Annotated in this window: 17 protein-coding genes; all 17 read left to right on the top strand. The window is 33.8% G+C overall.

Annotation, left to right across the window (positions count from 1 at the left end; all coding sequences use genetic code 11):
• Positions 1–15: 15 nt before the first annotated feature.
• The 17 genes from N4T77_RS06025 to fliS all read left to right on the top strand — a co-directional run bounded on the left by N4T77_RS06025 (position 16) and on the right by fliS (position 14,385).
• Positions 16–1,068, top strand: coding sequence for a chemotaxis response regulator protein-glutamate methylesterase (locus N4T77_RS06025; RefSeq protein ID WP_261670853.1), 1,053 nt, complete (start codon positions 16–18; stop codon positions 1,066–1,068).
• A gap of 5 nt (positions 1,069–1,073) precedes the next feature.
• On the top strand, positions 1,074–1,841 hold the full coding sequence (locus N4T77_RS06020; RefSeq protein ID WP_261670852.1) for a protein-glutamate O-methyltransferase CheR: 768 nt from the start codon (positions 1,074–1,076) through the stop codon (positions 1,839–1,841).
• A 12-nt stretch (positions 1,842–1,853) separates the two neighbouring features.
• Positions 1,854–3,875: a chemotaxis protein CheA gene (locus N4T77_RS06015; RefSeq protein ID WP_261670851.1), complete on the top strand. Its 2,022-nt coding sequence runs from the start codon at positions 1,854–1,856 to the stop codon at positions 3,873–3,875.
• Between the two features lie 17 nt (positions 3,876–3,892).
• The gene (locus tag N4T77_RS06010; protein ID WP_261670850.1) at positions 3,893–4,492 is read left to right on the top strand and encodes a chemotaxis protein CheC; all 600 of its coding nucleotides are present in this window, start codon (positions 3,893–3,895) and stop codon (positions 4,490–4,492) included.
• A 35-nt stretch (positions 4,493–4,527) separates the two neighbouring features.
• A complete protein-coding gene (locus tag N4T77_RS06005; RefSeq protein ID WP_261670849.1) occupies positions 4,528–4,887 on the top strand; it encodes a response regulator in 360 nt (119 codons plus the stop codon).
• Positions 4,888–5,395: 508 nt separating this feature from the next.
• Positions 5,396–5,797: a chemotaxis protein CheW gene (locus tag N4T77_RS06000; protein WP_261670848.1), complete on the top strand. Its 402-nt coding sequence runs from the start codon at positions 5,396–5,398 to the stop codon at positions 5,795–5,797.
• A gap of 34 nt (positions 5,798–5,831) precedes the next feature.
• Complete coding sequence (gene fliM, locus N4T77_RS05995) at positions 5,832–6,827, top strand: flagellar motor switch protein FliM (RefSeq protein WP_261670847.1); 996 nt, start codon at positions 5,832–5,834, stop codon at positions 6,825–6,827.
• Positions 6,820–8,037 carry a flagellar motor switch phosphatase FliY gene (gene fliY, locus N4T77_RS05990; protein WP_261670846.1) on the top strand — a complete coding sequence of 406 codons (1,218 nt, stop codon included), beginning with the start codon at positions 6,820–6,822 and terminating at the stop codon, positions 8,035–8,037. Before fliM ends, fliY begins: the two co-directional genes overlap by 8 nt.
• 209 nt (positions 8,038–8,246) lie before the next feature.
• Entirely contained in the window at positions 8,247–8,516 is a 270-nt protein-coding gene (locus N4T77_RS05985) for a flagellar biosynthesis anti-sigma factor FlgM (RefSeq protein ID WP_261670845.1), read from the top strand.
• 53 nt (positions 8,517–8,569) lie between these two features.
• Positions 8,570–8,977, top strand: coding sequence for a flagellar protein FlgN (locus N4T77_RS05980; RefSeq protein WP_261670844.1), 408 nt, complete (start codon positions 8,570–8,572; stop codon positions 8,975–8,977).
• Positions 8,978–8,991: 14 nt separating this feature from the next.
• Positions 8,992–10,920 (top strand): flagellar hook-associated protein FlgK, encoded by a 1,929-nt coding sequence (flgK, locus tag N4T77_RS05975; protein ID WP_261670843.1) that lies wholly within the window; start codon positions 8,992–8,994, stop codon positions 10,918–10,920.
• A gap of 91 nt (positions 10,921–11,011) precedes the next feature.
• The gene (flgL, locus tag N4T77_RS05970) at positions 11,012–12,334 is read left to right on the top strand and encodes a flagellar hook-associated protein FlgL (protein ID WP_261670842.1); all 1,323 of its coding nucleotides are present in this window, start codon (positions 11,012–11,014) and stop codon (positions 12,332–12,334) included.
• A 66-nt stretch (positions 12,335–12,400) separates the two neighbouring features.
• The gene (gene fliW, locus N4T77_RS05965) at positions 12,401–12,826 is read left to right on the top strand and encodes a flagellar assembly protein FliW (protein ID WP_261670841.1); all 426 of its coding nucleotides are present in this window, start codon (positions 12,401–12,403) and stop codon (positions 12,824–12,826) included.
• Positions 12,827–12,929: 103 nt separating this feature from the next.
• A complete protein-coding gene (gene csrA / locus N4T77_RS05960) occupies positions 12,930–13,145 on the top strand; it encodes a carbon storage regulator CsrA (protein WP_261670840.1) in 216 nt (71 codons plus the stop codon).
• Between the two features lie 46 nt (positions 13,146–13,191).
• On the top strand, positions 13,192–13,587 hold the full coding sequence (locus tag N4T77_RS05955) for a flagellar protein FlaG (protein ID WP_261670839.1): 396 nt from the start codon (positions 13,192–13,194) through the stop codon (positions 13,585–13,587).
• A 72-nt stretch (positions 13,588–13,659) separates the two neighbouring features.
• The gene (locus N4T77_RS05950; protein ID WP_261670838.1) at positions 13,660–13,962 is read left to right on the top strand and encodes a hypothetical protein; all 303 of its coding nucleotides are present in this window, start codon (positions 13,660–13,662) and stop codon (positions 13,960–13,962) included.
• Between the two features lie 36 nt (positions 13,963–13,998).
• Positions 13,999–14,385 carry a flagellar export chaperone FliS gene (fliS, locus tag N4T77_RS05945; RefSeq protein ID WP_261670837.1) on the top strand — a complete coding sequence of 129 codons (387 nt, stop codon included), beginning with the start codon at positions 13,999–14,001 and terminating at the stop codon, positions 14,383–14,385.
• Positions 14,386–14,399 lie beyond the last annotated feature (14 nt).

Here is a 14,399-nt window from a genome sequence, read left to right as displayed (position 1 = left end):
TGGAGTGATACTAACTTGAAAAAAATAAAAGTTTTAGTAGTAGATGATTCCGCTTTAATGAGAAAAATAATCTCCGATATGATAAATGAAGAGATGGACATGGAAGTAATAGGTACAGCAAGAAATGGAGAGGACCTATTAACTAGACTTGATACTAATTTACCAGATATAATAACTTTAGATGTAGAGATGCCTAAAATGGATGGTATCACTGCTCTTAAGGAACTGAAAAAAAGAAATATGAATATCCCGGTAATTGTCTTAAGCAGTGTTTCTAAAAAAGGTCCTCATATGACTATGGAATGCCTAGAAGCAGGCGCTTTTGATTTTCTACCTAAGCCCTCTGGAGCCATATCATTGGACATAAACAAAGTAAAAACTGATTTAGTTGAAAAGATAAGATTGGCATACGGAAAACTTGCTGTTCAGCCTAAAGATACTGTAAAGGTTACAGAATGTAATAGCAGCAAAAACCATAGAAAAGGCAAGGTTGGAAAAATAGATGCAATAGTTATAGGCGCTTCTACAGGAGGGCCAAAGGCACTATATGCGGTAATAACCTCTCTTCCAGAGCATTTAGGAGTTCCTGTTTTCGTAGTTCAGCATATGCCTGTTGGCTTCACAAAGGCTTTCGCTGAGAGGCTTAATCTAAATAGTAAAATAAAAGTAGTAGAAGCATCAGATGGAATGAGTATAGAAAAGAATACTGTTTATATCGCTCCAGGAGGATTTCATATGGAAGTAGGTTGTGACCAAAAAATACACTTAAATACGGAACCTACTCTATGGGGAGTGAGGCCAGCAGTGGATAAGCTATTTATATCAGCGGCAAAGACCTATGGAGCTCATATTATAAGTGCAGTGCTTACAGGTATGGGGAAAGACGGAGCTCAAGGGACAATAGAAATTAAAAAACACGGTGGAACTACTATATCAGAAGACAAATCTACTTGTACCATATATGGTATGCCAAAGGCAGCTTTTGAAACAGGTATGGTTGATATGGTACTTCCGATAGATAGTATAGCACAGGAACTTATAAAAGTAGTAGCTGGGAATTGGAGGTAAGCTTTATGGATATGGCCTATTTTGAGCAGTGGGTGATGAAAGAGTTTAATATAAACTTATCCGCTTATAAGTCAAATCAACTGCATAGAAGAATAGGGAGTTTAATGTCAAGAGTAGGTGCCAAAACCATAGATGAGTATATAACACTGTTAAAAAAGGATCCTGCTCAAAAACAAAAATTTCTCGATTTCATAACAATAAATGTTTCAGAGTTTTTTAGAAACCCAGAGATATTTGAAGATTTAAAAGAAAAGTTAAAGAGTGAACTATTGAAAAATAGTAACTCACTTAAAATATGGAGTGCTGCCTGTTCCATTGGAGCAGAACCTTATTCTATAGCTATGTACTTAGAAGAACTATCACCATCAGGGCGGCATAAAATATTAGCTACAGACTTAGATAATACTATACTTGAAAAGGCTAAAAAAGGGGAATATGTTTCCTCAGAAATTAAAAACGTGAAAAAAGAATACTTAAGTAAGTATTTTGCAATAAAGGACGATAAATATAATATAAGCCCGAAAATAAAGAGTATGGTAACCTTTAAAAAACATGACCTTATACTTGAAAATTATGAACGAGATTTTGATTTAATTGTATGCAGAAATGTGGTAATATATTTTAATCAGGATGTGAAAGATCAAATTTATAAAAAATTTAGTCAATCCTTAAAAAGAGGTGGGCTGCTGTTTGTAGGCGCCACTGAAAGTATATATAATTATAGAGATTATGGGTTTGAAAAAGCTTCCACCTTCATATATAGGAAGCTGTAAGGAGGGAATATAATGGATACATCACAGTACATGTCGATGTTTTTAGAAGAATCAATGGACAACCTACAGACATTAAATGATTCTCTACTCCAACTTGAGCAAGAGCCAGATGATATAGATAAGTTAAATGAAATATTTAGGGTAGCTCATACAATAAAGGGAATGGCGGCGACAATGGGATTCAACCAGATGGCAGAGCTTACTCATAAAATGGAAGATGTGCTTTCTGAATTTAGAGATGGACAGCTTAAGGTTACAGAGAAGGTTGTTACAGTATTATTTAAGTGCCTAGATACTTTAGAGCAGATGGTTAATAATATTTCTGATGGGGTAGAAGATGAAACACCTATTGAGGAAATAATAAAGGAACTAGGGTCTATTACTGAGGGGAAGGCAGAGGAAGCACAAACTAAGGAAGAGATTCAAGAAGAAAAAGTTGATGGAACACCAGTTGAGTTAAACGAGTATGATATAAATGTGGTAAAACAGGCGGAAGATAGAGGTTTTCATTCTTATCAGATAAAAATAAAGCTAAGTGAAAATACCTTGTTAAAATCTGCTAGAGCATTTTTAATATTTAAGAGTTTAGAAGAGTTTGGTGAAATAATAAAATCTATACCAAGTGCAGAGGATATAGAAAATGAAAACTTTGACTTTGAAATAGATTTGATATTCCTATCTACTAAGGATAAAAATGAAATATACGAAACACTGATGAATATTTCAGAAGTAGACAAGGTTTTAGTAGGCAGTGTAGATGTAAAGGCAGAAAAAGCTAAAAAGATTGAACAAGAACAAACTAAGGTTGAAGAAATTAAAACTAAAATAGAGCCAAAACCTGTGGTTACAACTCCACAAGTCAAGAATAATATTGCTAAGCCGGTGCAGAAGGAAGTTCATAAGAAGACTCATCAATCTGTAAGGGTAGACTTAGAAAGACTTGATAAGTTTATGAATATGGTATCGGAACTTGTTATTCATAGAACAAGACTTGAACAGATAAGCAGCAATCATAGATTAACAGATTTAAATGAAACTCTAGAGCAGGTTGCAAGAACTACATCGGACCTTCAGGATTTGGTTATGAAGATTAGAATGCTTCCACTAGATACCGTATTCAATAGATTTCCAAGAATGATAAGAGATCTTTCTGTTGAACTTGAGAAAGAAATGGAACTATTAATTCAGGGAGCAGATACTGAACTTGATAGAACAGTAATAGATGAAATAGGAGAACCTCTTATCCATTTGATAAGAAACGCAGCAGACCACGGCATAGAGTCAAAGGAAGAAAGAGTTGCAAAAGGAAAAGATCCAATAGGAAAAATAAAGCTTATAGCTTACCAAGAAGGAACTAAAGCTGTAATAAAGGTTGAAGATGATGGATCAGGAATACCTGTAGATAAAGTTAAGGCAAAGGCAGAAAGACTTGGCATAAATACAGACGGAATGACTGATAATGATATTAGAAACTTAATCTTTATGCAGGGTTTCAGTACAAACGAGCAGGTTACAGATATCTCAGGAAGAGGAGTTGGTATGGATGTAGTTAAAACAAAGATATCAGCTCTAGGAGGAACTGTAGATGTAATAAGTGAAAAAGATAAGGGTTCAACCTTTATAATAAGACTTCCACTAACACTACAGATAATCCAAGCTCTCCTTGTAAATGTTGGCAGCGAAACTATGGCTATATCTCTAGGTTATATCGATAGAGTTATAGACTACAGTGATGATTTAGTAAAAATGACTAATAACAGAGAAGTGATAATATATAACGGTAATGTTACGCCTCTTATAAGACTTCATAATAGATTAGGAGTTGAAAAGTCTGACAGCATTAAGAACTATATAGTAATAGTGAAAGTCGGAGAGAAAACAGTGGGACTTATGGTAGATGGATTGCTAGGACAGAAGGAAATTGTTATAAAACCACTAGGAAAAACACTTCAAGGACTTAGAGAATATATAGGAGCAACGATACTAGGGGATGGATTGGTAACTCTAATACTTGATGTTGCTGCTTTGGTGTAAGGAGGTAAGAATCATATATGAGCTATCAAAACCTTAGTCCGCTACAGCTTGACGCTCTTAGGGAAGTAGGAAATATAGGTACGGGAAATGCTGCAACGGCTCTATCACAGCTTATAAATAAAAAGGTAGATATGACGGTGCCAAATATAAATATAGTTCCTTTTGATGATATATTTTCAAGCATAGGTGGAGATGAAATAGTTGTAGGAGTTATAGTTAGAGTACTAGGAGAGACTCCAGGTAATATATTATTTGTATTTGAAAAGAATACCGCTTTAAGTTTAGTTCAAATTTTGACAGGAGAAAAGGAAGAATATCTAAGTGAAATGGGCAATTCTGTAATATGTGAAATAGGGAACATTATATCAAGTTCCTATATGAATGCCATATCTAAATTCACTGGACTTACTATAATGCCTTCTGTTCCAGCTGTAACTTACGATATGCTTGGAGCAATACTATCTACAACTTTTATAGAGTCAGGACAGTTTGATGATTATGTACTTGACATCGAAACTGTATTTATAGAAAATAACGCAGAAATAAGCGGGCATTTCTACTATGTACCAATGCCCGGCTCACTTGAGAAAATATTAAGTACTTTAGGAATTAGTTAATAACACTAGATGTGAAGGATTTTGGAGGGAATAAAATGTCAAAAATATTAATTGTTGATGATGCTGCTTTTATGAGAATGATGATAAAGGACATATTAGAGAAAAATGGATACGAAGTTGTTGGAGAAGCAAATAATGGAATAAAAGCTGTAGAATTATATAAAAAAGAAAAGCCAGATGTAGTTACAATGGACATAACTATGCCAGACATGGACGGTATAGAAGCAGTAAAAGCAATAAAGGCTTTTGATCCAGCAGCAAAAATAATAATGTGCTCAGCAATGGGACAGCAAACAATGGTTATGGATGCTATAAAAGCAGGAGCAAGGGACTTTATAGTAAAACCATTCCAGCCAGACAGAGTACTAGAAGCTATAAAAAAGGTTATAGGTTAGGAATAGAATATTAAACTAAATCAAAGTATTGGATGTACCTCTATCTTTTGTAGCATTAATTGTTCTAGGTGTCTTGATAACCTACAGAAACAATTAAATATATCAGATAGAGGTACATAAATTAAAACTAGTTAAACTTTTAGTAGCAAAGAGTTACCTTGAGAATTGAGAATTGAGAATGATTTAACTAAAAAGCAAAACCTAACAATAGGCCAATTAATACTTATATGTGGGATGAATTTCATTTGAACTTTATATAGATTATTGCATATAATCTATAAAGAAAATTAAATTCTGGTCGAAAATTATCAAGTAATAGTAAATATTTTATTACAATTATAAACTTAATTAAAATTGCTCCATATTATAAGTATTAAAAGAGTTTACTGCTCAGCTTTATGAAGAATATTCGTTCTTAATTCTCAGTTCTCAATTGAACTATTTAGGATTTAAAGCTTATAGTGTATATAAAAGTTATGATAAATATTTATTATATGGAGGTGCAGCCATGCAGGTTGTTATATTTAAGTTAAATAATGAGCAGTTTGCTGTAGAAACTGCTAAAGTTCAAAGTATAAATGATGCTATGGAAATAACAAAGGTGCCAAAGGCTCCAGCACACATAAAAGGTCTTATTAATTTAAGAGGAAATGTAATATCACTTTTAGATATAAACCTACTACTTGACGTACCAAAGGAAGAAGAAAAACAAAATAATATAATTATACTAGAGATGGAAGATGAACTTGTAGGAATAACTGTAGATCAGGTAGATGAAGTTTTAGATGTAGAAGAAGATATAATCGAAAAAATAAGTGATGAAAGAAAGAAAGCTTATATAGAAGGGGTTATAAATTTTAAGGATAGAATTGTAACGCTTATAGATATTGACAAGTTGCTTTCAGCATAATATAAGAAATTGTAATTAGAAATGAGGGAAAAATATGGCAGACGTATTATCGCAGAGCGAAATAGACGCCCTTTTAGCTGCGTTATCCACTGGAGAACTGACACCGGACGAAGTGCCGAAGGAAGAGGAAAGGCAAAAAGTAAAACCTTATGACTTTAGAAGTCCTCAGAAGTTCTCTAAGGATCATATAAGGACCCTTGAGCTTATCCATGATAATTATGCCAGAATAATTTCAAACTATTTGACTGCACAGATGAGAGCTAACGTAAAAGTTAAAATAGAATCCGTTCAGCAGATAACCTATGAAGAATTTATTCATTCTGTGCCTAATCCAACTATTTTAACTGTGTTTAGAATGCCTCCTTTAAGCGGTTCTGTATTATTCGAGACAAACCCTCAGTTTGTTTTTGAAATAATAGATGTGCTTCTCGGTGGAAAAGGTGGAGGAAAGCATAAGCTAAGAGAGTTTACTGATATAGATAAAAATATCATTAAGGTTGTAAATTCAGGACTGATATCAAACTTAAGACTTGCTTGGGAGGATGTACTAGAAGTTCAGACGGAAATAGAAGGTCTGGAAACTAATCCAGCACTAAACCAAACCCTTGCGCCGAATGAACCGGTAGCCTTAATAACATTTTCAGTAGAATTAGGCAGGGGAAGTACCTTTCTTAATATATGTATACCATACCTAAGTATAGAAAAGGTTTTAGACAAGCTAGTTGTTCAATATTGGTTCCAGGAAAATGATGAAGATATAGTAAAAGAATCAAGAGAAAAGTTAAGAGAAAGATTAAAGATAGTAAGTATGGAGCTTTCCGCTGTACTTGGTACTGCGGCTATTACTGTAGACGAGTTTTTGAATTTAAATATAGGTGATGTAATAACTTTAAATGAAAAAACCAGCAGCCCTGTTAAACTAATGGTAGACGGTAAACCATATTATTACGGTAAACCTGGTACACTAGGTAAAAATATGGGGATACAGATACTTGATATTATAGATAAGGATGTGGAGAATTATGGGTAATGGGTTTCTTTCACAAGAAGAAATAGATGCACTTTTAAATGGAGGAGGAGACATTCAACCGGACCCTTCACCAGCAACTACAGCTGCGGTTGCAGCAGAATCAGATTTAACGGAGCTATCAGATTTAGAGAAAGATCTATTGGGGGAAATAGGTAATATATCGATGGGATCTGCTTCCACAGCACTTTCTCAGATTATAAATCAGCCTGTAAATATTACTACACCAGTAGTAAGTTTAACTACACTAGGAGATTTAAAAGGTGAATTTGAAGTTCCCAATATTGCTTTAGAGGTTAAGTATACAAGCGGTATAGTTGGGGAAAACCTTCTTGTAATGAGAATAACAGATGCTGCTGTAATTGCAAACCTAATGATGGGTGGAGAAGGTATTGTCTCAGATGTAATTACAGAGTTAACGGAAATAGAATTAAGTGCCGTATCAGAGGCAATGAATCAGATGATAGGCTCAGCAGCTACATCAATGGCCACTATGTTTATGAGAGAGGTTAATATATCTCCGCCTATGTCTAAGATATGGAATGACTTAACGGAGCCTCTTGCAGAAGGTATATCAGATGATGAAGCGATAGTAAAGGTATCCTTTTCCTTAACTATAGGAACTTTAGTAGATAGCTATATGATGCAGTTACTTCCAATAAAAACTGCTAAAAAGATAGTTTCAATAATGATGGGACAAGAAGAATCGAATACACAACAGGCACAACCACAGAATATACCGGAGACTAAGGTAGTGTCACAGCAATATTCACAGCCAGCGGCTCAACAGGTTGCATATGAAAATACACAACAATACAATAACTATTCTCAGCCAGTATATGAAAAACCGATAGAGACACATAGACAACCTCAAGTAGAGATAAATCAAGCTACCTTCCAGCCATTAAACTCGCCAGGTACGACTCAAACTGTGCCTAAGAATATAGATTTAATTTTAGATGTACCTTTGGAGATATCTGTAGTCCTTGGTCGTACAAAGAAAAATATTAAAGATATATTAAGTTTAGGAACTGGCTCGCTCATAGAGCTAGACAAATTAGCAGAAGAACCGGTGGAGATACTAGTAAATGGAAAAAAAGTAGCCTATGGTGAAGTTGTAGTAGTTGATGAAAACTTTGGCGTAAGAATTACAAGTATTGTTAGTAATGAAGATAGAATTAAGTCTCTAGGAAGACAAGGACAGCCTTTTTAAAGGGCTGTTTTCTTTTTCGCTAAAATAATTAAATAATATACCTTTTTAACTAATAATTTAATTGAACTTATACTTTTGCTAAAGTAGTAAAATAAAGGGTTTTAAGCTGAAAATAACATTTTAAAGGTATAAACATTGCAGGTAGATACCCGATAATATTAATAATAGGGTAACAATGATTTTGATTGTAGGTTAGGAGTGTAATTTATATGAAGATTAATGGAGTCAATCCAAGTAAAATAGTAAATCTTTATGCAAATAATAAAAAAACTATAGAAAAGAAAGAGCAAGTGCAGCAAAAGGACTCTATTCAGATTTCATCTGTTGCAAAAAGCTTAAGTTCATATTCAATAGATGATAAGTTTATAAATTCAAAGGAAAAGATTGAGAGATTAAAGAGTGAAATCTCTAACGGTACTTATAATAAAGACTCAAAACTAGTAGCAGCGAAGATACTTGAAGAAATTAAACAAAAATAATGCAATAGAGAAGTTAATGCTAGCTTTTCATTAAATAAAGGTGGAGGTAGGCTATGGTCGGTGAGTTAAATAAAATTATACTAGAAGAGCATAAAGCCCTAAAAGCTCTTCTTTCTGCTTTAGATGAGCAATTTGAACATTTAACTAAAAGAGAAGTCTTTGCACTAGATAAAATTGCAGCTACAATCGAAGGATGTGCAAGAGAGGTTGCTAAATTTGAGGTTCAGAGAAGACAGCTAACTAACGGTCAAGGAATGAGTGAACTAGTTAGCCAGTTAAAAAATGAGGAATTAGATAACAATTATAAAAATATAAAGAACCTTTTAGAAGAAATACAACTTCAAAAGGATACAAATGAACTTCTAATAAGACAGGGTCTTGGGTTTACTACTCAGATGCTTAATGTACTAAATCCTGATAAAGGACCAAAGACTTATAACCCTTATGGGAAGAAAAGATAGAAGGAGTGAATTAAATGTCCGGTTTATTTGGGACCTTTCATATAGCCACAAGAGGACTCTTTGCACAGCAAAGAGCCATAGATGTAACATCGCATAACATTGCAAATGCTAATACAGAGGGATATTCAAGACAGAGGGTTGAACTTGAAACTTCAAGACCTTACCCAATGCCAGCTATGAATAATGCTGCCGAACCAGGGCAGATTGGTACAGGGGTAACGGTTTCAGCCATTAATAGAATAAGGGACTCCTTTCTAGACTATCAGGTAAGAACCGAGATGGGAATTGATGGTCAGTTTAAGGGAAGGGATAAGTTTTTAGGCGAGATAGAAAATATCATGAATGAACCTACAGACACCGGTATATCTACGTTAATTGGTAAATTTTTTGATGCTTGGAATACTCTTGCCACTTCTGCAAAAGAATCCAATGCTAGATCAATAGTTGCACAGCAATCCTTAGCACTCACTAATGAGTTAAATCATACCTATACCAATCTTGAAAGTCTTAAGGGAAATACTCAAATAATGATAAAAGATACAGTTTTTGATATAAACAGTATGCTGTCCCAGCTAAATCAGATCAACCAGCAGATAAAACAGGTAAGGGTATCCGGCAATATTCCTAATGACTTAATGGATAAACGTGATTTATTACTAGACAAGCTAAGTGTTAAATTTGGAATAAAAATAGACAAAAAACAGTTTGATGGAATTGATGTTACCACATCAAATGATGGAAAATACGCAGGCACAGGAGATAACGGCAATGCGCCCCTTGGAACAGATGGTAAGCCGTTAAATATAGTTCAAGCACTGGATCCAAATAATTCAGTTAAGTTTTCTTATATAAAAAGCATCGTAAAGGAAGGCTCCACAGAGGAAAAGTTTGATGGAGAAGGAGAATATACAGTTACCTACTATAAAAATGGTGATACAACTTCAGAAAAAAACAAGGTAACTATAAAAGTTAAGCTTGAGGATACAGGGGAACCAGGAGAAGCCGGTTATGTAAGTGCAGCAGATAAGTTTAAACAATTAGATGAATCTAGAGTGATTTGGGCTAATAATAACGGTGTAGCATTAAAGGTTGATGGCACAAGAAAAATATCTGGTTTAGCGGATGAAAGTAATTTAGTTAATGATCAAAGCTGTAGCTTTGAAGAATTAGCTTTATTTAAACCTCCAACTGGTGAGCTAAAGGGATATATGTCTGTACAGCAAGATATAGAGACCTATCAAGGTCAGTTAAATAAGTTTGCTAAGGCATTAGCTTTTGCAGTAAATGGAATTATGAGCCAAAGTAAAGGTTCTGTTAAAGATAATGGAGAGGATATAAATAACTTCTTTGTAAATAGAGATGCAGCAAAAAATGGGGTTTACACAGGAGATGAAAGTGCTATATCCATAGCGGAACAAAATATAACTGCAGCTAATATTACTATTAATCAAGCAATAATAGATAATCCTATGAGAATTAAAACAGCAGCTAAGTATGATGAGAATGGAAATCCATTAAGCGGAGAAAGTGATGGGACAAGAGCTTTAGCAGTGGAAATGCTTAGAGATAGATTAATGTCTATTCAAAATGTAAACAGTGACACTACAAAAGCAGGTTTCTTAGATAAAATATTTAGTCAAGATCCTAGTCTAGGAAATTTGAATGTAATAACCAATGATATCGGTGGTATGACACTAGATAGCTATTTTAAAGATACAGTAAACAGGCTTGGAATACAAGAGCAGGAAGCAAGAAGAATGGTAGAAAACCAAGCAAAACTTTTAGCAGGATTTGAGGAATCAAGAGCTTCCGTTTCAGGGGTGTCCCTTGATGAGGAAATGGCAAACTTAGTTCAATTTCAACATTGCTATCAAGCAAATGCAAAGATTATTTCGACAGTAGACGAATTGTTAGATGTAGTAGTAAATGGATTAAAGAGGTAAATACATTGATGAAGGACTGGAAATAAGAGAACTATAGAAAGGCCAATCTTTACTATGAATTTTGAGTTTATAAAGATGAGGTGAATATAAATTGCGTATAACTAATAAAATGCTTTCAAACAACTATCTAAGCGATATGAGTACAAATTTAAATAAAATGAGAACTCTTCAGCAGCAACTGGCATCAGGAAAAAACTTTAGAAGAGCATCCGATGATCCCTTTAATGTTTCGAGATCTATGCAGATGCATTCACAGATAAATGCAAATACTCAGTATAATAAAAATATAACTAATGTTATAAACTGGCTAGATACTACAGATACAGCATTAGGTCAAGTAGGAAATGTTTTTCAGTCAATAAGAGAAAAATTAGTATCTGCAGGAAATGCAGCCTATGGTTCAGATGAAAGGGCAAAGATAAAGGATGAACTAAATCAAAGAGTAGGGCAAATAGCTCAGATTTTAAACACAAGCTTTGATGGTGAATATATTTTTGGCGGTACTAAAGGAGCATCTAAGCCTGTAGATGTAAAAGCAGACAGTGTTACAGGAAATAATAGACTAATATACACGAGTAATGATGGGAAAGAGTTAAAGATTTTGCCAGAGGTTACATCTGAAATAGTTAATCCGGAAAGCTGGTCAGAAAAGGAAATAACCTTTAGTATAAATGGTACTGAAGCTAAGATAGCTTTAGATACCTTTACTGCAGATTCTTCTATAGACGATGTTATAAATAGTATCAATAAAAAAGTTAATGAATTTCAAACTTCAGATACCCCTCCTGTGAAGCTCTTAGCAGGAAAGATTTTGGCAGAAAGAAGTGCCGATGGAAAGAAAATATTATTTTTCGATGGAGGCAGTAATGGAGTAAGTATTAAATCAAATAATGTTGATAATAATCAATTGAATAGTCCTTCTACAGAGCTACCAAGCATACAGGTAAATATGCTTTCAGGAAGCCGCCAAACGGAACTTTCACAAGGGGTACTGGTAAAATATAATGTTTCAGCAGTAGATGTTATAAAGTATGGAAAAGATGATAAAGATGATATAAGAAGCTTACTAAATAGAATAATGAATCACCTAGATGGTAAAGATGAAAATGGGAATTTAGACGAGGCAAATGCAACGAAAGCGTTAACAGGCCAAGACTTAAAGGATTTAGATGCTGCTATGTCACAAATACTAAAGGTTCGTTCAGAAGTTGGTGCTAAGCAAAATAGAATGGAAAGTGCAAAGGATCAGAATGAACAATCCAATTTAGATATGACAGACATATTGTCTAAGACCGAAGATATAGATATAACGGAGAAAACTATGGAATATGCAATGATGCAAACAGTTTATTTAGCATCACTGCAAACTAGTGCAAAAGTATTACAGCCAACACTAATGGATTATATGAGATAGAGCCTCAATAGGCAATGAAGGTTGAGAAATTTTTAATTGTCATATTGGCAAAAGAGGTGTTAAGGGATGAAATTAAATACAAAATATCATGGAGTAAGAGAATTTGAAGAAAAGGATATTATAACATTTAAAAAAGGACTTCCTGGTTTTGAACAGTTAAAGAAATTTATTCTTTTCACCGTAGAAGATAATGAAGTCTTTAGTATTCTCCAATCAACAGAGGATATGAATATAGGACTGATAGTAATATCTCCTTTTAATTTGATAAAGGATTATGAACTTAAATTAGATGAAGAAAAAACTAGTGAACTTAAGATAGAAAGAGCGGAAGAGGTTTTGGTTTTAAATACGGTGACATTAAACTCCAAAGTAGAAAATATCACCGTAAACTTAAAAGCACCAATAATTATAAATATAAAAAGTAATTTAGGGGAACAAATAATACTAGATAACCCTAATTATGTTATAAAGCATCCATTATATGGAAAATAGTACTATTAGGAATATATAAAAGAGATCAATAGTTTTCTATGGCAACAGAAAACTCTACACTTCTAATAGCAGGAGTGATTAGGGCTTCCGAGGAGATGGTTATATGTTAGTCATAAGTAGAAAGAAAGGCGAGTCACTTCTAATAGGGGATGATATAGAAATAACAGTAGTAAAATTGGATGATAACTCTGTAAAACTTTCTATATCTGCTCCTAAGAGTGTAACAATTCTAAGGAAAGAGTTGTATAAAGAAGTAGAAGAAGAAAATAAAAATGCAGCAGCTTATGATATTAGTATGTTGAAAAAGATAGGAAAGTAAATTTGTTAGTAGATTAAATTTTTATTTTAAATGGGAGGTGTTATGCATGGAAGTTAAAAACCTAGGTCAAGGAAGACAAACATCTTTTAGTTTAAACACAAACCCTGCAGATAACAGCAGTCAATGTGCAGAAACAACCTATTCAGGGAGTAATGCAGCTGCTTCAGAAAGCAAAAATTCTGAATGGAATTTTCCATCAAATAATAAACAAGGTGTATCAGAAAAGGATGTAAAAAAGGCAGCGGATAAATTGAATAAGCTATTAGAGGGTAAGGCTACCCATGTAGAGTACGAGTTGTATGGAAAGTCAAAGGAATTGACTATAAGAATAGTAAATGATAAAACGAAAGAAGTAGTAAGAGAAATGCCACCGAAAAAACTTATAGACATGGTAGACAAACTATGTGAATTAGCAGGAGTGTTTGTAGATCAAAAGGCTTAAAGTTTCAAACGTTGACTGCTATTGCATAAGAAATTATGTCAATTCTCTATTTGAAATAGGGGTGGTGGATTTATGGAATATAGGTTAAACAAAGTTGATCCGGAATTACGTCAAAGAATAAAAGAAACTACAAAACCGGGAAAGATTCACAATAAGGCTGAAATAGCTGTAAATACTGATAGTAAAAATAAGAATAAAAAAGATGGAACAGAATTTAGTTCGGAATTAGAAAAACAGAAGAAGGAAAAGGAAGAGAATAAGAAGAAAATTACTATAGAAGCGGTGAAATTAGAGGAAGTTAATATTCCAGCTTTTAAGGAACCGGAATCTTCAAAGGATGAGATGAGAGGAAATATTTTAGATGTTAGAAAATAGGTTTGACTTTTTAGTGGAAAAAGGGGTGTTGTAATTATGTATGCTTCAAATGCATATAATGCGTATAAAACCAATAGTGTAAATTATGCTTCAAAGGATCAATTACTATTAATGCTAGTAGACGGAGCAGTTAAATTTGCCAAGATGGGTAGACAAGCAATTATTGATAAAGATATAAAGAAGGCCCATGAAGATATATTGAGAACTCAAGATATATTCTATGAGCTTATGGTAACTCTTGACGTAAATAAAGGAGGACAGTGGGCTCAGGGATTAATGAGTATTTACGATTTTATAGTAAGAAGGCTTGTGTATGCCAACATCAAGAAAGATGTAGCAATAATGGAAGAGGTCATTCCTTTAATAGAGGATATTAGAGATACTTGGCACGAGGCTAGTAAGTTAGCCAGAGGAGCAAAATAAAGTGAAAAACTATT

This window comes from Clostridium sp. CX1, from assembly GCF_025398335.1.
Lineage (GTDB): Bacteria > Bacillota > Clostridia > Clostridiales > Clostridiaceae > Clostridium_AM > Clostridium_AM tanneri.
This window is presented reverse-complemented; position numbering and strand designations above follow the sequence as displayed.